This window comes from Mesorhizobium sp. BAC0120 (assembly GCF_033542235.1).
GTDB lineage: Bacteria > Pseudomonadota > Alphaproteobacteria > Rhizobiales > Rhizobiaceae > JAWRCU01.
In genome coordinates, this window is sequence record NZ_JAWRCU010000026.1 from 38673 (window position 1) to 61955 (window position 23283).

The following is a 23283-nucleotide window of genomic DNA, read 5'->3' on the forward strand; positions in this document are numbered from 1 at the left end:
CCGCGATCCTCGAAGCCTCACGAATTGTAGGGAACGAGCTTCGCCTCGACAGGCACATTGGTGTCGGTAGCGTGCTCCGTAACCAAATAGTCGAACTTGAACTTGCTGCCTTCCTTAGCCGGCACCCATTGAGTGCCGATGATCGGCCCCGGCGACACGTTGGCGACCGGGCCGCTGGTGAAGTCGACCTTGCCGATCATCGTGTCGGCCTTGAGCGTCGAGATCGCCTTGGCGACGGCCTCCTTGCTTTTGGCATCGGAGCTGGCCTTGAGCGCCGCGAAGCCCGCATCGAACAGCGACATGGTCGCGCCGAGCTGTTGCGTCCACTGCTTGCCGCTTGCCGCCTCGTAGCCATCGGCAAGCTCGGTCCCCGAGACGCCGGTAAGGGGCGACTTGTAGGGGAACGCCTTGTGCCAGTAGGCAGCGCTCGCGATGTTCTTGCCGAGGTCGCCAAGCGCCTCGATGTCCGAAGGGAACAGCCCGGTTTTTGCAATCTGCGCGATCTTGATCTGCCGCGTCAGTCCCTGTTGCGCGGCCTGTCGCCAGAAGGCGGCGAAGTCCGGCGGGATCGGGAAGGAATTGAATATCTCGACGCCCTCCTGTTTGAAGAGCGCGATCTGCGAGGAATAGTCGGCGGTGCCGGTCTCATAGGCGCCCGGATCGATAATCGTGAAGCCCTCCTTGGCGAGCAGCGGCGCAAGGTTGGCACGGATCGCATTGCCGTCGGCGTCGTTGGGATACATCACGCCGACCTTCTTGTTGGTCTCGATGAGGTTCCACTGCGAGACATAGGTCTTGAAGAACTCCCCGACTCCGAAGCCGAAATGATAGGTCCATTTGAACGGCGACGGCGCGCCCGGCTTGGCGCCGCGACCGAAATACCAGGCTTCCCACGGCATGACCGTCGAGAGGCAGGGCACGCCCGCCGCCTCACAGGCGTCCGACACCGGATTGATGGTCTCGGGCGTGGAAACCGCGAGCATCAGGTCGATCGACTGATTGTTGATCAGGTCCTTGGCGAGCTGGCCGGCACGCGATGGATCCGACTGTGTGTCCTGGTCGAGGATCTCGACGCTGAACTTCTTGCCGCCGAGCTCGGCGCCGTCTGCGAGCGCCTTGCGCACCACTTCCAGCACATAGCCGTCAGTCTGGCCGAAACCGGCAAGCGGTCCCGTGCGCGGGCTGATGAACCCGACCTTGAGGCTGTTGGACTGCGCAAACGCCCTGCGGCCGCCGAAAGCAAGCGAGGCTCCGCCTGCCGCCGAAGCCGCGATGAAGCTACGGCGCGATAGCTGGCCCGCCCGCAGGCTGAACGATGATTTCTGCGACATGGCAGCAATTCTCCTCCCTGTTTTCCGCGAGCGATTGTCGACCCTCGACCCACCGGCGCCGCTCGGGTTCGGCGCATGAAAGCAGAACGCCCCGGCGTCGCTAACGCGAAGCAGAGGCAACTGCTGGCAAGTGCCTGATTTTCATAACTCCTTCCCCAAGCGGCGCCGATGTTCTCCCCCCGGTTTCAGCGACCCGCAGTATGGTTTAAGTCTCATGCGCATAAGGTGATGTAAAATGAAAAGAAGTGCTGAATTCATAATCTGCAGGATATGTATTCAGAGCTGCGTGGGCTGAACTCAGTACGGGAGCCCGACATAGTTCTCCGCAAGCGCTGTCGAGGCGGCGAGGGAGTGGACGAGATAGTCGAGCTCGGCCTCCTGGATGCGCTGGCCGAAGTCGCCGGTGTCGGGAAAGCGGTGCATGATGGTCGTCATCCACCACGAGAAGCGCACCGCCTTCCAGACGCGGGAAAGTGCCTTGGCGGAATAGGTTTCGATTCCGGCGGTCGACTTAGCGAGGAATAATTCTCTTAGCGCTTCAAACAGATAACGCACATCGCTCGCCGCAAGGTTCAGGCCCTTCGCGCCGGTCGGCGGCACAATATGAGCGGCGTCTCCGACCAGTGCCAGCCGGCCGAAGCGCATCGGCTCGGCAACGAAGGAGCGCAGCGGCGCGAGCGATTTTTCGAAGGACGGGCCGGTCGTCACCGCCTCGGCAATCTCTCGCGGCAGTCGCCGGCGCAACTCGTCCCAGAAGCGGTCGTCGCTCCAGTCCTGGAGCTTCTCGTCGAGCGGCACCTGCACATAGTAACGGCTGCGGTGCGGCGAGCGCATCGAGCAGAGGGCGAAACCGCTTCTATGGTTGGCATAGACCAGCTCGCGGTCGGCTGGCGGTACTTCAGCAAGCAGGCCGAGCCAGCCGAACGGGTATTGCCGCTCGAAGGTCCTGATCGCCGCTTCCGGCACCGAGCGCCTGCTGATGCCATGATAACCGTCGCAGCCCGCGATGAAGTCGCAATCGATGCGATGTGAAGCGCCGTCCTTCTCGTAGGTTGCATACGGTGCGCCACCGTCGAAGCCGCGTGGCCTAACATCAGCCGCTTCGAACACCGTCGGCAGTCCCGCGGCCTCCCGTGCCTCCATCAGGTCACGGGTCATCTCCGTCTGGCCATAGATCGTGACGTGCTTCCCGCCGGTCAGTCCTGCAAGGTCGATGCGGTGCAGCCGGTTATCGAAGGCGAGCGAGATACCGTCGTGCCGAAGCCCGTCGGCATGCAACCGCCTGCCCACGCCCATCTCTTCAAGCAGGTCGACCGTGCCTTGTTCGAGGACCCCTGCCCTTACCCGCTCCAGCACATGCTCGCGGCTCGCGCGTTCGAGGATGACATTGTCGACGCCGATGCCGGCAAGCAGCTGTCCGAGCAGCAAGCCGGACGGTCCGGAGCCGATGATGACGACCTGCGTGCGCAAGCTCAACCTCCTAATCGCGGCGACCAGATTGCCTTGGGAAGTCTGCGCGCTTCACACCCCCCTCTGGCCTGCCGGCCATCTCCCCCTCAAGGGGGGAGATCGGCTGTCGTCTACGGTTTCGCCAATCTCCGAGGCTTGCGATCGGCGAAATCAAAGCGGCCGTCCAATCTCCCCCCTTGAGGGGGAGATGGCCGGCAGGCCAGAGGGGGGCGCCTCGCTCGAGCCAAGCAAATTTGGCGTCATGCATTCGTCCCCATGCCCTCGATCTGCCCGGCAAGCTCGACGGCAAGTCGCAGCGCTCCCGCGGTGGCCGTCACCATCTGCGGCAAGATCAGCCATTCGAGCATCCAGGCCGCCCCGGAACGCTCGTATTCATGCACCAGCGCCTGATGCATACCGGCAAGCTGTGTCGCATTGAAACGCGCCAGCGCGACCAGCGCTTCGGCCGCGACAGGGTTCTGCTTGTGCGGCATGGCCGACGATCCGCCGCCGCCCGAGAGTGCGATATCGCTCCCCGACAGTGCCATCAGCGCAATATCCTGCCCGATCTTGCCGAGGCTGCCTGTCGTCAGTGACAGCCAGCCCGCGAACTCGGCGATCCCGTCCCGTTGGCTGTGCCATTGCGGCGCATCGGCAAGGCCCAGCCGCGTGGCGAGCCCTGCACGAACGGCTGCCGCCTTGCCGCCGAGCTTGTCCAGAGTGCCGGCAGCGCCGCCGAGCTGCACGGCGAGCAGCCGCTCGGACCGCTCCTTCAGTCGCTCGCGGTCCCGCTCGAGCGGTTGGCGCCATGCAGCGAGGCGATCCGAGACCCGGATCGGGATCGCCGGCTGCATCCGCGTCACGCCGGTCAGCGTCCTTCCGCCGAAGCGGATATTAAGCGCCGCCAGGCGCTCGATCAGGTCGGCCAGCAGGCGGTCGAAACGATCAAGGATCGGCTTGAGCCGTAGCATGAGAGCCGTGTCGATGATGTCCTGGCTCGTCGCGCCGAAATGCACCTGTTCACGAAAGGGCTCCGCTACGCCAAGCCGTATCTGCCGAACCAGTTCCGGCACCACGACGCCATCGCGAGCCAATGCCGTCCTCAGTTTCCCCATGTCGGGCGCAAATGAATCGAGTGCCGCCTGGATCGCCTGGGCCGCAGCCGGTTCGATCACGCCTTCGGCGGCCTCAGCTTCCGCCAATGCCCGTTCGACGGCGATCATCGCCGTAATCTCAGAGGCCACCGAGAACGCCCGTGCCGCCTCCTCATCGCCGAGCAACGACGACAGCAGCGGGTGATCGAAGGGCGAGATGGTCATGGCGTCAGCTGTCGAAGAAAACCGTTTCCCTCTCGCCCTGCAGATGGATGTCGAACTTGTAGGTGTCCGCAGCCCGCGGTGCGATCAGGGTCGGAACACGCATGCGATGCTCGATTCGTGCGAGGATTGGATCCTCGGCATTAGCCTCCTCCTCGTCGCCGAAATACATCCGCGTATGCAGGCCGAGATTGATGCCGCGCGCGACGATCCACACCGAGATGTGCGGCGCCATCAGTCGTCCGTCAGGGAATGGAACGCGGCCGGGCTTCACGGTCTCGAACACGCATTCGCCGGTTTCCATGTCGGTCGCACGGCGATTCCAGCCGAAAAAGTTCGGGTCGGCTTCGCCGCGTGTCTCGACAGGCGAAGTGAAGAAGCCGGCGGCGTCCGCCTGCCATAGTTCAATGAGAGCGTCGCGAAGCGGAGTTCCTGTCCCGTCGAGCACGCGCATGCGCACTGAGATGCGCTCGCCCTTGGTCTTCGCATTGATCATGGCGCCGCCGAGGTCGTGGTCATAGACGCCAGATATGCCGCAGAAATTCGGCATCAGCCCGATATGTACATAGGGCCCCGCCGTCTGCGACGGGCTTTCCCTGAGACGATTGAGCGACTGCACCATCAGTTGCCCTCCAGCCTGTTCTCGAACAGCGACGAGCGACGGCCGCGCAGCACGAGATCGAATTTGTAGGCGCGCGCATCCATCGGAACCGTTGCCTGCATGTCGAAAGCGGCGATCAGTGTCTCGATTGCGGCCCTGTCGGGGATGGTGCGCACGATCGGGCACAGCCAGATCAGCGGATCGCCCTCGAAATACATCTGCGTGATGAGCCGCTGCGCGAAGGAATGGCCGAAGACCGAGAAGTGGATGTGCGAGGGCCGCCAGTCATTGACGCCATTCGGCCAGGGATAGGGGCCCGGCTTGACGGTTCTGAACGAATAGCCGCCGTCCTCGTCCGTGATGGTGCGGCCGCACCCGCCGAAATTGGGGTCGAGCGGAGCGAGGTAGCCGTCCCTTTTGTGGCGATAGCGACCGCCCGCATTGGCCTGCCAGAATTCGAGCAGCACGCCGGGCACGCCCTTGCCGCGCTCGTCGAGCACGCGCCCGTAGACGATGATGCGTTCGCCGATCGCGCTCTCCCCAGTCTTTGCAAAATTCAAGGTGAGGTCGTTGTCGAGTTCGCCCAGCAGGTCGTGGCCGAAGATCGGTCCGGTAAGCTCCGACAGCGTGTTGTCGAATGAAACGGGTGCCTTTTGCGGCGAGCGCAGCACCGACGTTTTGTAGGGCGGCGTGAAGGCGGGCGGATGCCACAGCCGGTCGCGCTGGAACAGCGGCCCGGTCTCGACTCGCCGGTTAGAAGGAAACTCAGCGGCCATCGCTGCCTGTCGATTCTGTGTCCATCTCGGCCAGCACCTCCTTGGCTATCCGGATCGCGCGGTTGGCCGCCGGCACGCCCGCATAGATCGCCACATGCAGGAACGCTTCGCAAATGTCTTCACGCGTAGCGCCCGTATTGGCGGTCGCGCGCACATGCATTGCGACCTCTTCATCATGACCAAGCGCGGCGAGCAGCGCCAGCGTCACGATCGAACGCTCGCGCTTCGACCAGTTCGGCCGCGCCCATACCGTGCCCCATGCCCCCTCGGTGATGAGCTGCTGGAACGGCCGGTCGAAATCGGTCGAGGCAAGCTCCGCACGATCGACATGGGAATCGCCGAGCACCGAACGTCTGACGGCGAGTCCCAGCTGGTATTTGTTCGCACCCGGCGACTGATCATGCATCTTCAGTGTCTCCGGTCTTAAGATCTCTGGCCTCACAGCCGGCGCCACAAGCCACCCGATGGTGATCATAGCTCGGCATCCGCGATGATCCGATCAAAGGCAAGCTCGACTGGTGGCGACATTGCAGTAGTTGTTTGGTTCGGTAAAATGATATTTCATGGCATTTCCTTAACTGCAGGGTTATAGGAAGCCATGATCGACAACCGCGTCCGCTTCCGGCACTTGCAGACATTCCTGGAAGTTGCGCGCCAGAAGAGCGTGGTGAAGGCGGCGGGCCTCCTCAATGTCAGCCAGCCTGCGGTGACGAAGACGATCCGCGAATTGGAGGAGGTGCTCGGGGTCGCCGTCTTCGAGCGTGACGGTCGCGGCATCAGGATTACCCGCTCAGGCGAGATCTTCATGCGCCATGCCGGCCAGGTCATCACGGCGCTCAGGCAGGGGATCGATTCAGTCGCCAATGGCGATGCCGGCGCCGGGCCACCGATCCGCGTCGGCGCGCTGCCGACTGTCTCGGCAAGCATCATGCCCCATGCGATGAGTCTATTCCTCGACGAGAAGACCGGCAGCACGATCAAGATCGTCACCGGCGAGAATGCGGTGCTGCTAGAGCAGCTTCGTCTCGGCGAGCTCGACCTCGTCGTCGGCCGGCTGGCGGAGCCGGAGCTGATGACCGGCTTCTTCTTCGAGCACCTCTATTCCGAGCAGGTTCTGTTCGTGGTGCGCGGCGGGCACCCGCTGACTTCGGACAGCCGCAACATATTCGCTCGCCTGGCCGAATTCCCTCTGCTGATGCCGACGCGCGGCTCGGTTATCCGGCCCTTCGTGGAACGCTTCTTCATCACCCACGGCATCGCCGCCATCCCGACCCAGATCGAAACCGTATCGGACTCGTTCGGCCGCGCTTTCGTTCGGCAGAGCGACGCAATCTGGATCATCTCGGCCGGCGTCGTCGCCGGCGATATCCATTCCGGCGCGCTTGTCGCGCTGCCCGTTGACACCAGCGAGACGCGCGGTCCGGTCGGCCTCACCATGCGCACCGACACTGCACCCTCACCGGCATTCTCGATTCTTCTACAGACAATCCGCGAGGCGGCGAGGAGCAAGGCGTAAAATGCAAGCTCCCCCTTCTCCCCTTGTGGGAGAAGGTGGCTCGGCGCGCAGCGCCGAGACGGATGAGGGGCCTCCAGAAGGCGACGTCGGTTGAAGGGGTGCCCGACGGAGTGCGACGTTGCCGGAAGTGGTGTCGGTGCGGGAGCCTACTAGCGCTCCTTTCGGCGCCGCCGCGCTCCACGCAACACCCCTCATCCGTCGCCTTCGGCGACACCTTCTCCCACAAGGGGAGAAGGGGGAGCATTGCATTTGCGCCTCCGCCAATTTCCAACATCGCGATTTGCGGTGAGCTGAACGTGAAAGGCTGCGTCAACCAAAGCAGAAGGCCCTCAGTTCCTGAACCCCGGCGGGAACTTCTTCCAGGGCACGCCATTGCGGCCCATCTGGTAGCCGGTGTCGTAGAGCGCCCGCATGAACTTGTTGTCGAAGGGGCTTTCCGACTTGACGTTGAAACTGTCGGGTATGTCGATCACGTTGTAATCGATGCCGTCGCGCTGTGAGATCGCATAGAGCCGATAGAGGTCTCCGACAGCCTGCGTATCGATGAGGGATCCGATCGCCTTTCCGGCGATCGCAGGCAGGGTGGCCTTCGTGACGCTGAATTCCGGGTTGGTTCGGCCGTTGCGGATCACGAACAGGCGCGGCTTGGTCTCAATGCCGAGCTTCCGATCGATTGCTTTGAGCGTCATCCCTGCCGGCATCAGGAAAACCTCCGTGGTAACGCCGCCGTCCACATGCATCTCGTCATAGCTTTTACCGTCGGCGTCCACGTTGAAGTGGATCGGCGGAAATACGCCTGGAATTGATGTCGAAGCGAGGATCACGTCCCTGAACAGCTTGTTGCGATCCGGCCGCTTGCTGGCAGCAATGGCCCCCATGTTCCAGATGACCGGGCGGTCGGCGTCGAGATTCGTCGTCCCGATCAGCAGCCGCCTTCCCTTGGCATATTCCACGGCGACCTTATCGATGACGTCGTCGGTGATGTATTTTTCGAGCATCTTGCGCAGCGGCTCGTTGCTGGTGAAGGCACCGGTCCTGATGACCCCTCGCAAGCCCGCCCATTTGAAGATGTCGTCGTCACCGACCGTGGTGAAGGCTTCGCCGAGCGGCTTGTCATAGTCGGGCCCGAGGAAGGCAAAAGGCGCTATCAGCGCACCGGTGCTGATGCCGGTGACGAGATCGAATTGCGGCCTCGTGCCGGCCTCGGTCCAGCCGGCAAGCACGCCCGCGCCGAAGGCGCCACTGCTGCCGCCGCCCGAAAGGGTCAGCGCATTGATCTCTCCGGGTTTGATGGCCGGGTCGGATTTGGCTGCCTTCAGCCGCTGCTCGCGCAATTGCATCACCCGCTCCGGAGGCAGCGTAATCAAAGTGTCACCCCAGATGCGGATGTCCGGCGGATAGCCCTTCACCTGGGCGATTGGAGCGAAATTCTCGGGCACGGCATTGCGAGGCGCTCCCGACAGGCAGCCGCTGAGCTGCACTGTGGCTAGGACAAGAAGCAGTGCCCTCGCCAGAACTGCGAGGCTCGCCCGCCATCGACGGTTGCTCATACGTCCCCCCTGACGCCCAAGTACAAGCAAAACTCAAACTACCGAACTGCGCCCGCGATTACCATGCGGTCGCCTGCGCCTCCGGTCGTCAACTGCAATGCACGCGAAGAAAACACCATAAATATGGGGGTCGACGAAATCGGAATTCTTCCAGCGCCGAGCCGCTGGCAAGAAATAGCTGTATCGCGGCGATGCTTCCCGCCACTTTCCCCGCGTATTTCAACGTGCCGGGACCTGTTGCGGGCCTGAAGCGTTTCTTTGTTGCCGATTGGCATGGCGCTCATGCCGGCGCCGATTAGAATGCTGTCGATCATGGAGTATGTCGGATGACCGCCATATCAAAAGAGACAAGCCGCGAAGCCGGAACGATGGCTCGGCTGCGCCCGCCCTATGGATCGGTGCTCGACCTGATCGGCGAGACGCCGGTCGTCGAGCTCACCAGGTTCGACACCGGCCGCTGCCGGCTGTTCATCAAGCTCGAGAGCCAGAACCCCGGCGGCTCGATCAAGGACCGCATCGCGCTTTCCATGATCGCCGACGCCGAGCGCTACGGCCGGCTCGCGCCGGGCGGCACCATCGTCGAGGCGACCGCCGGCAACACCGGCCTAGGCCTTGCGCAGGTCGGCATCCCAAAGGGTTATCACATCATCCTTGTCGTGCCCGACAAAATGTCGCGCGAGAAGATCCAGCATCTGCGCGCGCTCGGCGCCGATGTGCGCATGACGCGCTCCGATGTCGGCAAGGGCCATCCCGAATACTACCAGGACATGGCCGAGAAGATCGCCGCCGAAATCCCCGGCGCCTTCTACGTCAACCAGTTCGCAAATCCGGCCAATCCGGCCGCGCATGAGACGACCACGGGGCCGGAGATCTGGCAACAGCTCGGCCAGGATGTCGACGCGGTTGTCGTCGGAGTGGGGTCCGGCGGCACGCTGACCGGACTTGGGCGCTTCTTCGCGAAGGTCTCGCCCAAGACTGAGATGGTGCTAGCCGATCCCGTCGGCTCGGTTCTGGCGCCGCTGGTCAAGACCGGCAAGATGATCGAACCCGGCAGCTGGACCGTCGAGGGCATCGGCGAGGATTTCGTCCCGCCCAATTGCGACCTGTCGCTAGTCAGGAAAGCCTATTCCATTTCCGACAAGCACTCGATGCTCGCCGTCCGCGACCTGCTTTCCAGGGAAGGCATCCTCGCCGGCTCCTCCTCCGGCACGCTGCTTTCGGCCGCCTTGCGCTACTGCCGCGAGCAGACGACGGCGAAGCGCGTCGTGACTTTCGTCTGCGACAGCGGCAACAAGTATCTTTCCAAGGTCTTCGACGATTTCTGGCTGGCCGAGCAGGGCCTTTCGGAGCGCGAGCAGCATGGCGATCTCTCCGACCTCGTCGCCCGCGCGCATCGCGAGGGCGGCACGGTCTATGTCGGTTCCGACGACACGCTGCTCACCGCCTATGGCAGGATGCGCCGCGCCGACGTCTCGCAGCTTCCGGTGCTGGATGACGGCAAGCTGGTCGGCATCATCGACGAGAGCGACATCCTCGATAAGGTCGAAGGCTCCTACGAGGGCCGCTGGGACCGCTTCAACGCGCCAGTGAACAGCGCCATGACATCCGAGCTGCACACGCTGCAGGCGAAACAGTCGCTCGACGCGCTGCTACCCGTCTTCGAGCGGGGCGAAGTGGCGATCGTCTTCGACGGCGAGGAGTTCGTCGGCCTGATCACTCGTGTCGACCTCATCAATCATCTGAGACGCAACAATAATGTGAGACGTGCCCAATGACCGTTTCCCCCAAGAACCGCCTTGCCTTCGCGACCCGTACGATCCACGGCGGCCAGAGCCACGACCCGACGACGGGCGCGGTCATGGTGCCGATCTATGCGACGTCGACCTATGGCCAGCAGAGCCCCGGTGTGCACAAGGGGTTCGAATATGCCCGCAGCCAGAACCCGACGCGATTCGCCTTCGAGCGCGCCGTGGCCGACCTCGAAAGCGGAACGGCCGGCTTCGCCTTCGCTTCCGGGCTGGCGGCGATCGCCACCGTCTTCGAGCTGCTCGATTCCGGAGCCCATATCGTCGCGACCGACGACATTTATGGCGGCACGTTCCGGCTGCTCGAGCGGGTGCGCAAGCGTTCGGCCGGCCTTCAGGTGAGCTTCGCCGACTTCACCGATCTCACGGCCGTGGAGGCCGCGATCAAGCCAGAGACGAAGATGCTGTGGGTGGAGACGCCGACCAATCCGCTGCTGCGCATCGTCGATCTCGCCGCCGTCGCCGCGCTTGCCAGGCGCAAAGGCATTCTCTCCGTCACCGACAATACATTCTGCAGCCCCTACATCCAGCGGCCGCTCGAGCTCGGCATCGATATCGTCGTCCACTCGACCACGAAATATCTCAACGGCCATTCCGACATGGTTGGCGGCATCGCCGTGGTCGGCGAAAACAAGGACCTCGCCGACCGGCTGAAATTCCTGCAGAACTCCATCGGAGGGATCTCAGGCCCGTTCGACAGCTTCCTTGCGCTACGCGGCATCAAGACGCTGGCGTTGCGGATGGAAAGGCATTCGGCAAATGGCCTGAAGATCGCACGCTGGCTCGAGGCGCGGAAGGATGTCTCACGCGTCATCTATCCCGGCCTCGAAAGCCATCCGCAGCACAGGACTGCCAAGGCGCAGATGCAGGCTTTCGGCGGCATGATCACAGCGGTGCTCGACCGCGACCTCGCCGGTACGAAACGGTTCCTGGAACGCACGCAGCTCTTCACCCTGGCCGAAAGTCTTGGCGGCGTCGAGAGCCTGATCGAGCATCCGGCGCTGATGACGCATGGCTCCATCCCCGCCGAGACTCGGGCGAGGATCGGCATCTCGGACGCACTGGTCAGGCTCTCCTGTGGCATCGAGGACGCCGACGACCTGATCGCCGATCTCGACCAGGCTCTGGCTGGGTAGGCTCTGGGGACAGTTTACTTTTTTCCGCTTGCGCCAGCTTCGAAGCGCCACCGCCTTTCTGCGGAAAAAAGTAAACTGTCCCCGGCACTTACCCTTCGAAGCTAAGCCAGTCTGCTGCTCGCGACCAGTCCCGACGACCGCCACAGCACGATCGTCATCACGAACAGGTTGAGCATGTTCCAGGCGATGCCGTTCATGAACGCTGCGGCATAGGAGCCGGTGAGATCGTAGATCCAGCCGGACATCCAGCCGCCCAGCGCCATGCCGAACGTCGTCGCCATCATGACCACCCCGACGCGCCTGCCTGCTTCGGCCGGAACCATATATTCCCGAACTATCACGGCATACGCCGGCACGATGCCGCCCTGCGACAGGCCGAAGATCAGCGAGACTATGTAGAGTGCCGCCAGCCCGTCGAACGGGAGATAGAAGAACAGCGACAGGCATTGCAGAACGGAGCCCAAGAGCAGCGTTTTCACGCCGCCTATCTTGTCGGCCAGCAACCCCGAGACCAGACGGCTGGCCAGCCCGGCGGCAAGCATGATCGAGAGCATTTGGGAGCCCCGCGCAACGCCATAGCCCAGGTCCATGCAATAGGCGACGATATGCACCTGCGGCATCGACATGGCCGCGCAGCACGCCAGCCCGGCAATGACCAGCAGCACTTGCAGCGCGGTCGGCGAAAGCTGGATGGGCAGAACGCCGCGACCCGCGCCCGACGAGCCGGAGAGTTGGAGTGGCGCGGGACGCCTCAGCATCAGCACCAGCGGCACCATGGTTACAAGGCATATGCCGCCGATCGCGGCATAGGTGATGCGCCACCCATAGGCGCCCATCGCATGGGAGATGACCAGCGGCCAGAAGGCGCCGGCAAGATAGCTCCCGCCGGCCGCGATCGAGACCGCCAGTCCCCGGCGTTTCTGGAACCAGTGCGATATGTCCGCGATCAGCGGACCGAAGATCGCCGAACAGCCGAAGCCGATCAGCAGACCGTGGACCAGCGCGAACTGGCTGATCGATGTCGAGAGCGACGCCTGCCCGAAGCCGACGGCAAGCGCTATCGATGCAACGAGCGCCGGGCGCCAGTATCCCCAGCGGTCGATCGCATAGCCGACAATGACATTGCCTGCGCCAAAGCCGATCATCGTCACCGTATAGGGCAGCGACGCCTCGGCACGATCGACGCCGAACTCGGCCTGCACTGCAGGCAGCACGACGACCACTGCCCACATGCCCACGCCGCCGATTGTCGCGAGCAGCAGCGAGAGCGCCAGTCTGGTCCAGGCATAGGGGCCGTCGATCGGGGACGCCGGATGATGGGCCTGGATATTGGTCGGGTTCATGCGCAATGTCCGCAGCTCGGTCAGTGGCAAATAACGCCGATCCGTGAAGCTGCGGAGCACCACAACGCGGCTGCCGTCAGGCCAGGCATCGCCTGATAGTTTTTCGCCGGCGCTAAAATCCCCCTCTCCGGCCCTGCGGGCCACCTCTCCCCCACTTTGTGGGGGCGAGGAAGCACTGCCGCTATGCCGGCGCCAATCCAGATTGGGTCCCTCGCCCCCACGCAGCGGGGGAGAGGTGGCTCGGGCGAAGCCCGAGACGTAGAGGGGGAATCTAGCAGGCGCCGGGGACAGCTTGCTTTTCGCTGCAGAAAAGTCCTGCCAACTCACACGAAAAGTAAATGTCCCTGCACTTACCTACAGATACGCCACCGCCTTCAGCTGCTTGAGCAAGCCGTCACGGGCGATCCTATAGTGCATTTCCCACGATGCGTCGTTTGTCTTTGGCCAGCCGGCATTGCGCCGGACATTGCCGGCAACGCGATCGAGAAACTCGCTGGTTTGCGATTGCGGCTGGCCGGGCTTCGGTGTGGTGGACAGCAGAGCCTTGTCCAGTTCCATGACATCGTCGACATATTTGCCTGTTTCGATGCCAATCTCGACCTCGATGGAATCTATGGTAGGCCCGTCCGTGATCCATCTCGCTCCCGCGCCGTTCACGATGCCCTCCTTCATCAGGTAGAGCTTGACCGATTCATAGAGAGTGCTGCTGCCATAGGATATGTAGAGCGGGCGGCCATAGCGGGTCTTGGACCATTCGTACCAGAAATTGGCATCGTCCGGCCGAATCTCGATGCCATAGAGGCAATCGAATCCCCAGCACGCCCTGAGATTTGATCGGTAGCGTCCCAGCGCTCCGACGAGATTGCGCATTGCATGTCCGCCGCCGGAATGGCAGGCCAGGATCAGGTATCTGAGGCGCACGGCAGGGACGAACGCGGCTGCGTTGTAGAGGTCCCGTTTGGCGAGCTTGGGCGGCGCCAGCGCGTTGAGCACGTCGTCTATATAGAGCTCACCCCAATTGCCGGTGAGGCTGGCCACTCCGTCAATATACGCCTGGCTGGGACCGCGACCTAGCCAGGGCGCCACCAAGACGACATTCCTGCCGGAAGCCAGAACCTGCTTTCGCACCGCGACGCCATCCGCCTCGAAGAGTTGCTGGGCGCTGGGCACGAGGTGCCCGTGCAGGTAAAGGAGGATGTCGACAAAACCCTTGTTCGTTTCGGTGCCCGGCGGAAGATAGATACCCGTCGGCTTACGCCATTTGCCGAACGTGGAATCCGGGTCGGAATAATAGGTCGTCCCGGCAAGTGTCTGCTGCTCTTCGACTTTGATCGCGGGCCACATCGGCAGCTCCCAACGAACTGGCCGCACGGGCCGGTCTGAGCGCCAGCATAGCAGCGCCACGTAACCGGAAGGTCGCGACAGCGCACGCTCTGTAGCGCCGGCGAGGCGCTTTGTAACAGTAGTGCTGCAGCCGGCCTGATTTTGTGAGAACATAGGCCAAAGGGTCTTGCGCCGATGCCCATCGAGAAGATCAGTGCCATTGTCACCGATGTCGAGGGAACGGCGACTTCGATCGCCTTCGCAAAGGAAAAGCTGTTCCCTTACGCGCGGGCGCACCTGTCGGACTTCCTCGCCGACCACGGCGAGGATCCGGACATAGCATCTCTCCTGGCACAGGCCCGGGCGCTGGCCGGCCTCACCGATATCGATCTTCGCGCCACGGTGCGACTGCTTCAGGGCTGGATCGACGCCGACAAGAAGGCGGCGCCGCTGAAGGCGCTGCAAGGACTGATCTGGAAAGATGGATTTGCCCGCGGCGAATTGGTAGGCGATGTCTATGCCGATGCGGCAGCCGGGCTGCGCCGCTGGCATCGGGCCGGCATCAGGCTCTACGTCTACTCTTCCGGCTCTGTGCAGGCGCAGCGCCTGATATTCGCTCATACGCCGCACGGCGATCTCACGCCGCTCTTTTCCGGCTTCTTCGATACTCGGGTCGGCGGCAAGCTCGACCAGACATCATATCACGTGATCGCAGCGGCGATCGACACGGAGCCTAGCGAGATCCTGTTCCTGTCCGACCATGTCGGCGAGCTCGACGCAGCCCGCCATGCCGGCTGGCACACCACCGCGCTCGACAGCGGCGAGGCGGTCCTGCCGGAGAGGATCACCCATCCCATCGCCCACAATTTCGACGAAGTGGAACGCGGCTGGCATGCCGCCGCTTGAATTCCACCGCTGGCGGGGTGTAGCGTTGTGGCGTTGGAATTTTTCGTCCGAACGTTAGCCATGGTAAGAGATTTCGTCGATCTCCGCCAACTTTGGAAACATCATTCTCCAATTGGTGCTTCTCTATGCCCATATTTGGGATGGTTTTCTCCAAAGGCTCGTTTCATGTCGGCAGCGTCCGCAAAGGTGATCGATTTCCAGGCTTATCGAAACGCGCGGCTCGCTGAGCAAGCAGCGCCGTCGATCAGCATGCCGATGCCGATGATGCCTGCCCTGCCCACTGTTGCCTGGCTGCCTGTCTGGTTCATGCCCGTCTATTTCATTGGAACGGGCAGGATGGCAGGATGAGCCTGCCGTGACCGACGGCAAGGCAGAGATAGTTCCCTTCCCGGATCCCCCGGACGCCCTCAACGAACTGCCCATCGTGCTCGGCCGCAACCTCAGGCGGCTGAGGACGCGACAGGGCCATTCGCTTGAAAGGCTCGCCAAGCTTTCAGGCGTCAGCCGCGCCATGTTGAGCCAGATCGAAACGGGCAAGAGCGCGCCGACTATCAGCCTGCTCTGGAAGATCGCGACTGCGCTCGGCGTGCCTTTCGCCACGCTGCTTGACAGTCAGAAGGTGCAAGGGACGGTCGTGCTCAGACGGCAGGATGCCAAGATACTCGCTTCAGGCGACGGTCGCTTCACTTCGCGCGCGCTGTTCCCCTTCGACGGCGAGCGCAAGGTCGAGTTCTACGAGCTGCGCCTCGCCCCGCGCCATGTCGAGAATGCCGACGCGCATGCGCCCGGCACGGTCGAAAACATCGTGGTGGTGCAGGGCTCGCTCGAGATAAAGCCGGGACATGAGCCGGCCCAGCTGCTCGCCGAGGGGGACGCGATCGTCTTCGAGGCCGACGTCCCCCACAGGTACCGCAATCTCGCCGATCGGGAAGTGATCGCCTACCTCGTCATGACTTATGTCGAGACCGTTATAGGCTAGCTCTCTGTCTTGCAGCATGACCTTGTCCGAAAAGTCTGCAACTTTTTTTTTGCTGCGCTGACCTTCGGTTCGGGATCATGCTGAAAGAGGAAGGGCCGGCGAACCGACCCTTCCGCATTCGGTATCCAGGCGGCGGCTCAGGCCTCCGAGCCCATCATCATCATGTTGCCGCACATCATCATCATGGGCATGCCGTTCTCCATGACGGACACCATGCGCTTGCAGCACTCCATGAACATTTCCTTGGAGGCGTCGTCCATCGGCATCATCTCGCAGGCCATGCCGTCGGCCGTCATCTTGCAGCTCATCTTGCTCATCATCATGGGCATCATGCCGCCCATCGGCATCATCCCGCCCATCATCATGGGGTTCATCATCATCGGGTTCATCATGGGCATCATGCCGCCCATGGGCATCATTCCCATCATCATGGGATTCATCATAGGCATCATGCCGTTCATGCCCGGCATCATACTGCCCATCATAGGCGTGCTCGGCATCTTCGCTGCGGTAGCCATTTTCTGCTCCGTGGGTTCGTGGGGCGTCCTGCATGCAGGCCGTTGATGTACGAAGATGTAGGAGCTGACTTTCCGTCGCGGCAACCGCCAAACAGCGCGCTGCCTCGTTTTCCTCCGTTGCAGTAGACAGGCTGTTCGCAGGATTGGAAAAAGCGCCGTCTATTTTGCGCGAAGTGTCGGGCTGTTAGGAAGAACATGCCTCCGCGAGGCCAGAGCTGAGCACGAATTTCGATGCATTGGCCCAGGCGGCAAAAACGACACGGATAAGTCGGCGGGACAGCGCCCCCCTCTGTCCTGCCGGACATCTCCCCCACAAGGGGGGAGATTGGGCGGCCGCTTTGGTTTCGCTAGCCGCCAGTGCCGGAGATTGGCGAAACCCTCGATGACAGGCAATCTCCCCCCTTGTGGGGGAGATGTCCGGCAGGACAGAGGGGGGTAACGTAGGGCACCAAGCTTTCCAGGTTGGATAACCTCACCCGGCGCAATCACTCGCCCGGGGCCGCCTCCCCTTCCGCCGCTGCCGGCAGCTTTGCGGCGGGCGCGCGCTTGCGCACCGGGAACAGCCTGCGCAGCGTCACGTAGAACACCGGCGTCAGGAACAACCCGACGATCGTCACGCCGAGCATGCCGGAAAACACGGCCGTGCCGAGCGATTGCCGCATCTCTGCGCCGGGCCCGGTGGCGATCATCAGCGGCACGACGCCGAGGATGAATGCGAAGGCTGTCATCAGGATCGGCCTCAGCCTCAGCCGGCAAGCCTCGACCGCCGCATCGACCGGACTCATGCCACGCTCCTGTCCCTGTCGGGCGAACTCGACAATGAGGATCGCGTTCTTGGCCGCGAGGCCGATCAGCACGACCAGACCGATCTGCACGAGGATATTGTTGTCGAGCCCTCGGAAGGTGACGCCGAGCAGGGCCGCCAGCACGCCGAGCGGCACGATCAGCACGATCGCGAAAGGCATGATCCAGCTCTCATACTGTGCGGCCAGCGCGAGGAACACGAACAGCACCGACAGACCGAAGATATAGATCGCGGCATTGCCGGTATTGCGCTCCTGAAAGGCGAGCTCGGTCCATTCGAAGGAGGTGCCCGGAGGCAGCGCCGCCCGCGCGATCTCCTCCATCTTGTCCAGCGCCTGCCCGGTTGAAACGCCGGGTGCGGCGTTGCCCTGCAGCGGCACCGAGACATACATGTTGTAGCGTTGCACGAGCGCCGGTCCGGTAACGTCACGGATCTCGATGAGCGTGCCGAGCGGCACCAGCGCCCCCGTCGCCGAGCGCACCTTGAGCTTCAATATGTCGTCACGTTCCAGCCGGAACGCCTGGTCGGCCTGCGCCCGCACCTGATAGACGCGGCCGAACGCGTTGAAGTCGTTCACATAGGCCGTGCCGAGATTGATCGACAGCGTCTCGAAGATGTTGGGGATCGGCACGTTCAGCATGCGCGCCTTGTCGCGGTCGATCGCCAGGAAGAATTGCGGGCTCGACGCCGAGAAGGTGGTGAAGACGCCGGTCAGCCCGGGCGTCTGGTTCGCGGTCTGGGCGATATCGCGCGCGATCTCGAGTATCTGCCGCATATCGGAGCTGTTGCGCTCCTGGATCTGCATCTTGAAGCCGCCGGCATTGCCGATGCCGCGGATCGGCGGCGGCGGCAACGCGATGATGAAGGCCTCCTGGATGCTCTGCAGGCTGCCGAACAGATTGCCGATGACCTTGTCGGCGGACTCGCCTGCCGCGAGCCGCTCCTCGAAGGGTTTGAAGCGCGCGAAGACGACGCCGGCATTGCTTGCATTGGTGAAGGTCGCGCCGGAGAAGCCGGCGAATGCGATCGCATGATCGATGCCCGGTGTCTTCTGGATGATGTCGGACGCCCGCTTGATGACGGCATCCGTCCGCGCCAGCGAGGCGCCCTCCGGCAGCTGCACGACGACGATCGCATAGCCCTGGTCGAGCGTCGGTATGAAGCCGCGCGGCACCGTCGTCGCCATGTGGATAGTCGCATAGATCAGGCCCGCGAATATCGCGAGCATGACGGCCAGCGATAACGTCGAGCCCACCAGGAAATGCACGACACGCGCATAGAGATGTGAAAGCGCGTCGAAGCCGCGGTTGAAGCCCTCCGAGAACACGTGGCCGAGCCGCGCCAGGAAGAAACGCTGGCGCCTATGCCAGGGCTGGTGCGGCTTGAAGAGCAGCGCCGCGAGCGCTGGCGAGAGGGTGAGCGAGTTGAACGCCGAGATCGCCGTCGACACCGCGATCGTCACCGCGAACTGCTGGTAGAATTGGCCGCTGATGCCGGGAATGAAGGCTGTTGGCACGAAAACGGCGATCAGCACCAGCGAGATTGCAATGACTGCCGTGCCGACCTCGTCCATGGTTATGTGCGAGGCGGGATAGGGATCGAGCCCCCGCGCGATGTTGCGCTCGACGTTCTCGACCACCACGATTGCGTCGTCGACGACGATACCGATTGCAAGCACCAGGCCGAACAGGGTGAGCATGTTGAGTGAGAAGCCGAGCGCATAGAGCACCGCCAGCGTGCCGATCAAGGAGATCGGGATCGCCACGATCGGCACGATCGCCATTCGCCAGGACTGCAGGAAGACGATGATGACGATGACGACGAGCACCATCGCTTCTAGGATGGTCTTGTAGACCTCGTCGATCGACTGCTGGACGAACTCGGTCGGGTTATAGACGATCTCGTAGGTCAGCCCCTTCGGGAAATCCTTGGAGAGCTCCTGCATTTTCTTCTGGATCTCGGCAGCCGACTGCAACGCGTTGGTGCCGGGACGCTGGAAGATGCCGAGCGCCACTGCCGGTTTGTTGTTGAGATAGGAGTTGGTGACGTAGTCCTTGGCGCCGAGCTCGATGCGCGCCACGTCCTCGAGCGTGATCAGGCGGCCGTCCTCGGTGTTCTTGACGATCACGTAGCGGAAATCGCGCGCATCCTCGAAGCGGCCCTGCGTGGTCACCGTATATTGGAAGGCATTGGCATTCTCGGTCGGCGGCGCGCCGATCGAGCCGCCCGAAACCTGCACATTCTGATCGCGCAGCGCCTGCACGACGTCGCCTGCGGTCATGCCATAGGCGGAGAGCTTTTCCGGGTCGAGCCAGACGCGCAGCGAATATTCGCGCTCGCCGAAGATGATGAGGTCGCCCACGCCGTCGAGGCGCAGAAGCACGTCCCTCACCCGCGTGCGCGCATAATTGGAAACATAGAGCTGGTCGTAGGTGTCGTCCGGCGACAGCATGTGCACGACCATCATCAGGTCGGGCGAGCTCTTGGCCGTGACGATGCCGAGGCGTCGCACATCTTCAGGCAGGCGCGGCTCGGCGATCGAGACACGGTTCTGCACCAGCACCTGCGCCTGGTCGAGATCGGTGCCGATCTTGAAGGTGATGGTGAGGGCCATCGACCCGTCGCCCGCCGAATAGGACGACATGTAGAGCATGTTCTCGACGCCGTTCACCTCCTGCTCGATCGGCGTCGCCACAGTGGCGGCGACGGTCTCGGCGTCGGCCCCTGGATATTGTGCGTGCACGACGATCGTCGGCGGTGCTATCTCGGGATATTGCGCGACCGGAAGCTGCGTGTAGGCGATGGCGCCCACGATCAGCACCACGAGCGAAACGACCGTCGCGAACACCGGACGGTCGACGAAGAAATGTGCGAATCTCATTGGGCGAGCTCGGCCGTTTCGTTCTTGGCCGGGAGTGTCACCATCTCCGGCTTGACCTTGGCCCCGGGCCTCGCCCTGAGCAGCCCGTTGACGACGACAGTCTCGTCCCCGGTAAGGCCGCTACGGATCACGCGATAGCCGTCGATGCGCGGTCCGGTACGCACTGGCTTGGTCGAGACGTTGCCGTCCTTGTCGACGACGTAGACGATGCGGCGATCCTGGTCGGCGCCGATGGCTTCGTCCGGCAGGAGGATGCCCGGATGCGGCAGGGAACCCGGTACGTTGATGCGCCCGAACATGCCCGGCTGCAGCACACCGTCACGATTGGGAAAGCTGGCGCGCACACGCATCGTGCCGGTGGCGTTGTCGAGGCGGTTCTCGGCGAAGTCCAGCTTGCCGTTGAAGGCGACCTCGTTGCGGTCCGCGACATGGACGACGACGTCGATCCCGCCGCCGCCCTCCTGCAGCGCGGCACCACGCCCGCGTGCGTCGCGCGCATAGGCCAGGTAAAGCCGCTCGTCGACGTCGAAATAGAAATAGATCGGATTGAGGGAGACGATCGAGGTGAGCTGCGTCTGGTCGGCCTGCACCAGATTGCCTTCCGATACCCACCGGCGGTCGATGCGGCCGGAGATCGGCGCCCTGATTTCGGTGAACTCGAGATTGAGGCTCGCGGTCCTGAGCGCCGCTTGCGCGCCCTGCATCTGCGCCTGAGCTGCGAGATATTCGCGCCGCCGGTCGTCGACCGTGGCGACGGGGATGTTGCCGGACTTCGAGAGCTGATCGGCACGATCGAGCTGCATTTTGGAGAAGTTGAGCAGGCTGGTAATGACGTCGACCTGCGACTTTGCGGCGTCGTAAGCCGCCTGATACGGACGCTGGTCGATCGTGAAGAGCAGGTCGCCCTTGTTGACGATAGCACCGTCCTTGAAGTGGATCTGATCCAGATAGCCGCCGACGCGCGCCCGGATTGTCACCTCGTCAACCGCCTGGAAGCGGCCGACGAACTCGTCATCCTCGACGATGTCGCGCATGATCGGCTTTGCCACGGAAACCGGCGGTGGCCCGCCGCCGGGCTGCTGCGCCGAGGCGCCAGTCGCAAGCGGAAGGGTGAGCAGAGCCAGACCGCCCGCCGCCATCACGATGCGAAGAATGGGCCTGGAGAATAGACGCGACCTTCGATGGCCGCCCCCGCTGTCATAAGATTGTCCGGTAGCGTTGTCGGCCATAGGCGCGTCCTTACTGATTGAAATCGACTGGACAAACGCGTTCGGTCTCCCCCGAAGCGGAGAGCACATAATGTTCTCCGTTTTACCGATCAATGCAACAGCAGCCGGCTGCTGACATCGGCTGCCCAGGAGGCTAGGCAGCGGCGTGGCGAAAACATTGCGGCGCATGGCCTTCTCCGCTTCTGCGGTCCGTCGTTGAATTTCGTTGAAGCTGGAACAGAACGAATTGAAGGGAACCCTTAATGGCCCGGCAAGGAGCAGAACGCCGAAGCCGGACCCGACCCAGGTGAGAAAAAAGGCCGGGTCCTGAAAGGCCCGGCCAAGTTGAAGGTTCAAAACCTCCAGAGGGGAACTGCCTCCAGCGTCAATGGGAGGAGAAAACGCTGGAAGACGAGGTTGATATGGGGTCTTTCGCACGCCAATTGTACGAATAGGATACCAAATTTGCTCTCCTATCGAGATTTTTTTTCTAACTCCATCAGGCGACGCTGCGGTCGACGAGATCCGGATAGTGACGCAGCGCCACGTCCGGATGCGAGCGCAGCCGGCTTTTCAGCACGTTCAAACCGACGCCGCGGAACAGCGGATTCTTCGGATCGCTCGCCGGCCCCCGCGCTTCGGCCGCAAGGTCAGGGGGCAGATCGAACAACGGGATCGTCGCATCGAGCCGCGCGCTGAAGAAGAACGGCACCGAATAGCGCTCGACTCCCGGCGGCGGCGTCACCACGCGATGCACCGTGGCGCTGAGATATCCGTTGGAGGCAAGTTCCAGAAGCTCGCCGATATTGACCACCAGCGTGTCGGGGATCGGGTCGACGTCAACCCATTCGTGGTCGTACTCCACCTGCAGCCCCTTGTGCTCATCCTGCAGAAGCAGCGTCAGGAAACCCCCATCCTTGTGCGCGCCAACGCCCTGATCATCTCCGGTCGCATGGCGGCCGGCATAGCGCACGATCTTCATGCGGTGGTTCGGCATTCCCGAATAGGTCGGTTCCAGCGCGTTCTCCGGCTGGTCGAGCGACAAGGCGAAAGCCTTGAGAAGCCGGATTGCGACCGCCGTCGCCCGGACCTGCCATGCGGTAAGCGCCTCCCGCAGACCGGGGAGCCTCTTCGGCCACTGATTCGGTCCCTGCAGCCTCGTCCAGACCGGAAGCCCGGGCCGCTGGGGAATCGGCGGCCGCTCGACGCCTACGTCCAGCTGCTCGCGCCAATCGGCCTTGCCGCGCGTGCGTTCGCCACCAAGCCGCGTATAGCCTCGAAAATGCGGCGACTTCACCATCTCGATCGCCAGCTTGTCCGCCTCGGGCAGCGCGAAGAACGCTCGTGCCGCGGCGAGCACGTCGCGTGCCTCGCCGCCCGGAATTCCGTGCCCGGCAAGATAGAAGAAGCCGACATCGCGGGCTGCCGACCGGAGGTCTGCCAGGAACATCCGCCGCTGCGGGCCGCCTTGGTCGAAGCGGGCCAGATCAAGAATCGGGACTATCCTGGGCATTTCGCTTGCTCCTTGGCCCACCAAAGCCCCCGCATGAAAGGACACGGTGCCATGAGCGCCTCCTGCAACCAAGGAACGCAACCACAGGATCGCAGTTGCCGGGAGCAAGCCGGCACTCTTCAATGGCGCCACGCAGGAAGGTTTTTGCCGAAGGGCTACGACGTGCCCTAAACGCAAAAAGCCCCGCATTGGCGGGGCGATTTTGGTTTGGTTGCGGGGGCAAGATTTGAACTTGCGACCTTCAGGTTATGAGCCTGACGAGCTACCGGGCTGCTCCACCCCGCGTCACCGGCAAGACGTCGGTGTTTGCCGACGCAATTCAGGTTC

Annotated in this window: 19 protein-coding genes and 1 tRNA gene; 7 read left to right on the forward strand and 13 right to left on the reverse strand. The window is 62.9% G+C overall.

Features of this window, described 5'->3' with window-relative positions:
* Window positions 1-17: 17 nt before the first annotated feature.
* The 6 genes from SAZ10_RS31405 to pcaC all read right to left on the reverse strand — a co-directional run bounded on the left by SAZ10_RS31405 (window position 18) and on the right by pcaC (window position 5879).
* Window positions 18-1331: an ABC transporter substrate-binding protein gene (locus SAZ10_RS31405; protein ID WP_318613448.1), complete on the reverse strand. Its 1314-nt coding sequence runs from the start codon at window positions 1329-1331 to the stop codon at window positions 18-20.
* A 297-nt stretch (window positions 1332-1628) separates the two neighbouring features.
* The gene (pobA, locus tag SAZ10_RS31410) at window positions 1629-2801 is read right to left on the reverse strand and encodes a 4-hydroxybenzoate 3-monooxygenase (protein WP_318613449.1); all 1173 of its coding nucleotides are present in this window, start codon (window positions 2799-2801) and stop codon (window positions 1629-1631) included.
* A 239-nt stretch (window positions 2802-3040) separates the two neighbouring features.
* On the reverse strand, window positions 3041-4099 hold the full coding sequence (locus SAZ10_RS31415; RefSeq protein WP_318613450.1) for a 3-carboxy-cis,cis-muconate cycloisomerase: 1059 nt from the start codon (window positions 4097-4099) through the stop codon (window positions 3041-3043).
* A gap of 4 nt (window positions 4100-4103) precedes the next feature.
* A complete protein-coding gene (gene pcaG, locus SAZ10_RS31420; protein WP_318613451.1) occupies window positions 4104-4718 on the reverse strand; it encodes a protocatechuate 3,4-dioxygenase subunit alpha in 615 nt (204 codons plus the stop codon).
* On the reverse strand, window positions 4718-5473 hold the full coding sequence (gene pcaH, locus SAZ10_RS31425) for a protocatechuate 3,4-dioxygenase subunit beta (protein ID WP_318613452.1): 756 nt from the start codon (window positions 5471-5473) through the stop codon (window positions 4718-4720). Before pcaH ends, pcaG begins: the two co-directional genes overlap by 1 nt.
* Window positions 5463-5879, reverse strand: coding sequence for a 4-carboxymuconolactone decarboxylase (gene pcaC / locus SAZ10_RS31430; RefSeq protein WP_318613453.1), 417 nt, complete (start codon window positions 5877-5879; stop codon window positions 5463-5465). The genes pcaH and pcaC overlap by 11 nt, the downstream gene beginning before the upstream one ends.
* Window positions 5880-6071: 192 nt before the next feature.
* Between pcaC and pcaQ the strand changes: the two genes are divergently transcribed.
* Window positions 6072-6989: a pca operon transcription factor PcaQ gene (gene pcaQ / locus SAZ10_RS31435; RefSeq protein ID WP_318613454.1), complete on the forward strand. Its 918-nt coding sequence runs from the start codon at window positions 6072-6074 to the stop codon at window positions 6987-6989.
* 329 nt (window positions 6990-7318) lie between these two features.
* Here pcaQ and SAZ10_RS31440 read toward each other — a convergent pair whose 3' ends face one another.
* Window positions 7319-8539, reverse strand: coding sequence for a patatin-like phospholipase family protein (locus tag SAZ10_RS31440; protein WP_318613455.1), 1221 nt, complete (start codon window positions 8537-8539; stop codon window positions 7319-7321).
* A 368-nt stretch (window positions 8540-8907) separates the two neighbouring features.
* On the opposite strand from SAZ10_RS31440, the gene SAZ10_RS31445 reads away from it, so the two are divergent.
* Window positions 8908-10314: a pyridoxal-phosphate dependent enzyme gene (locus SAZ10_RS31445; RefSeq protein ID WP_318613468.1), complete on the forward strand. Its 1407-nt coding sequence runs from the start codon at window positions 8908-8910 to the stop codon at window positions 10312-10314.
* Window positions 10311-11480 carry a PLP-dependent aspartate aminotransferase family protein gene (locus SAZ10_RS31450; RefSeq protein ID WP_318613456.1) on the forward strand — a complete coding sequence of 390 codons (1170 nt, stop codon included), beginning with the start codon at window positions 10311-10313 and terminating at the stop codon, window positions 11478-11480. The genes SAZ10_RS31445 and SAZ10_RS31450 overlap by 4 nt, the downstream gene beginning before the upstream one ends.
* A gap of 101 nt (window positions 11481-11581) precedes the next feature.
* Here SAZ10_RS31450 and SAZ10_RS31455 read toward each other — a convergent pair whose 3' ends face one another.
* A complete protein-coding gene (locus tag SAZ10_RS31455) occupies window positions 11582-12823 on the reverse strand; it encodes an MFS transporter (RefSeq protein ID WP_318613457.1) in 1242 nt (413 codons plus the stop codon).
* A gap of 354 nt (window positions 12824-13177) precedes the next feature.
* On the reverse strand, window positions 13178-14167 hold the full coding sequence (locus SAZ10_RS31460; protein WP_318613458.1) for a hypothetical protein: 990 nt from the start codon (window positions 14165-14167) through the stop codon (window positions 13178-13180).
* 174 nt (window positions 14168-14341) lie between these two features.
* On the opposite strand from SAZ10_RS31460, the gene mtnC reads away from it, so the two are divergent.
* The 4 genes from mtnC to SAZ10_RS31480 all read left to right on the forward strand — a co-directional run bounded on the left by mtnC (window position 14342) and on the right by SAZ10_RS31480 (window position 16595).
* A complete protein-coding gene (mtnC, locus tag SAZ10_RS31465; protein WP_318613459.1) occupies window positions 14342-15052 on the forward strand; it encodes an acireductone synthase in 711 nt (236 codons plus the stop codon).
* A gap of 165 nt (window positions 15053-15217) precedes the next feature.
* Complete coding sequence (locus tag SAZ10_RS31470; protein WP_318613460.1) at window positions 15218-15400, forward strand: hypothetical protein; 183 nt, start codon at window positions 15218-15220, stop codon at window positions 15398-15400.
* A gap of 7 nt (window positions 15401-15407) precedes the next feature.
* Window positions 15408-16031 carry a helix-turn-helix domain-containing protein gene (locus SAZ10_RS31475; RefSeq protein ID WP_412535335.1) on the forward strand — a complete coding sequence of 208 codons (624 nt, stop codon included), beginning with the start codon at window positions 15408-15410 and terminating at the stop codon, window positions 16029-16031.
* A gap of 231 nt (window positions 16032-16262) precedes the next feature.
* Complete coding sequence (locus SAZ10_RS31480) at window positions 16263-16595, forward strand: hypothetical protein (RefSeq protein WP_318613462.1); 333 nt, start codon at window positions 16263-16265, stop codon at window positions 16593-16595.
* A gap of 439 nt (window positions 16596-17034) precedes the next feature.
* On the opposite strand, the gene SAZ10_RS31485 is transcribed toward SAZ10_RS31480, so the two are convergent.
* The 4 genes from SAZ10_RS31485 to SAZ10_RS31500 form a co-directional block, all read right to left on the reverse strand.
* Window positions 17035-20235 carry a multidrug efflux RND transporter permease subunit gene (locus SAZ10_RS31485; RefSeq protein ID WP_318613463.1) on the reverse strand — a complete coding sequence of 1067 codons (3201 nt, stop codon included), beginning with the start codon at window positions 20233-20235 and terminating at the stop codon, window positions 17035-17037.
* The gene (locus SAZ10_RS31490) at window positions 20232-21374 is read right to left on the reverse strand and encodes an efflux RND transporter periplasmic adaptor subunit (RefSeq protein ID WP_318613472.1); all 1143 of its coding nucleotides are present in this window, start codon (window positions 21372-21374) and stop codon (window positions 20232-20234) included. Before SAZ10_RS31490 ends, SAZ10_RS31485 begins: the two co-directional genes overlap by 4 nt.
* Window positions 21375-21942: 568 nt before the next feature.
* Complete coding sequence (locus SAZ10_RS31495; RefSeq protein ID WP_318613464.1) at window positions 21943-22956, reverse strand: isopenicillin N synthase family dioxygenase; 1014 nt, start codon at window positions 22954-22956, stop codon at window positions 21943-21945.
* A gap of 208 nt (window positions 22957-23164) precedes the next feature.
* Window positions 23165-23241 (reverse strand) — tRNA-Met (locus SAZ10_RS31500).
* Between the last annotated feature and the right edge of the window lie 42 nt (window positions 23242-23283).

Coding starts and splice junctions, on each gene's coding strand:
- SAZ10_RS31405 (WP_318613448.1), bottom strand. CDS start 1,331: ATGTCGCAGAAATCATCGTTCAGCCTGCGGGCGGGCCAGCTATCGCGC.
- SAZ10_RS31415 (WP_318613450.1), bottom strand. CDS start 4,099: ATGACCATCTCGCCCTTCGATCACCCGCTGCTGTCGTCGTTGCTCGGC.
- pcaG (WP_318613451.1), bottom strand. CDS start 4,718: ATGGTGCAGTCGCTCAATCGTCTCAGGGAAAGCCCGTCGCAGACGGCG.
- pcaH (WP_318613452.1), bottom strand. CDS start 5,473: ATGGCCGCTGAGTTTCCTTCTAACCGGCGAGTCGAGACCGGGCCGCTG.
- pcaC (WP_318613453.1), bottom strand. CDS start 5,879: ATGCATGATCAGTCGCCGGGTGCGAACAAATACCAGCTGGGACTCGCC.
- pcaQ (WP_318613454.1), top strand. CDS start 6,072: ATGATCGACAACCGCGTCCGCTTCCGGCACTTGCAGACATTCCTGGAA.
- SAZ10_RS31440 (WP_318613455.1), bottom strand. CDS start 8,539: ATGAGCAACCGTCGATGGCGGGCGAGCCTCGCAGTTCTGGCGAGGGCA.
- SAZ10_RS31445 (WP_318613468.1), top strand. CDS start 8,908: ATGGCTCGGCTGCGCCCGCCCTATGGATCGGTGCTCGACCTGATCGGC.
- SAZ10_RS31450 (WP_318613456.1), top strand. CDS start 10,311: ATGACCGTTTCCCCCAAGAACCGCCTTGCCTTCGCGACCCGTACGATC.
- SAZ10_RS31455 (WP_318613457.1), bottom strand. CDS start 12,823: ATGAACCCGACCAATATCCAGGCCCATCATCCGGCGTCCCCGATCGAC.
- SAZ10_RS31460 (WP_318613458.1), bottom strand. CDS start 14,167: ATGTGGCCCGCGATCAAAGTCGAAGAGCAGCAGACACTTGCCGGGACG.
- mtnC (WP_318613459.1), top strand. CDS start 14,342: ATGCCCATCGAGAAGATCAGTGCCATTGTCACCGATGTCGAGGGAACG.
- SAZ10_RS31470 (WP_318613460.1), top strand. CDS start 15,218: ATGTCGGCAGCGTCCGCAAAGGTGATCGATTTCCAGGCTTATCGAAAC.
- SAZ10_RS31480 (WP_318613462.1), top strand. CDS start 16,263: ATGAACATTTCCTTGGAGGCGTCGTCCATCGGCATCATCTCGCAGGCC.
- SAZ10_RS31485 (WP_318613463.1), bottom strand. CDS start 20,235: ATGAGATTCGCACATTTCTTCGTCGACCGTCCGGTGTTCGCGACGGTC.
- SAZ10_RS31490 (WP_318613472.1), bottom strand. CDS start 21,374: ATGGCGGCGGGCGGTCTGGCTCTGCTCACCCTTCCGCTTGCGACTGGC.
- SAZ10_RS31495 (WP_318613464.1), bottom strand. CDS start 22,956: ATGCCCAGGATAGTCCCGATTCTTGATCTGGCCCGCTTCGACCAAGGC.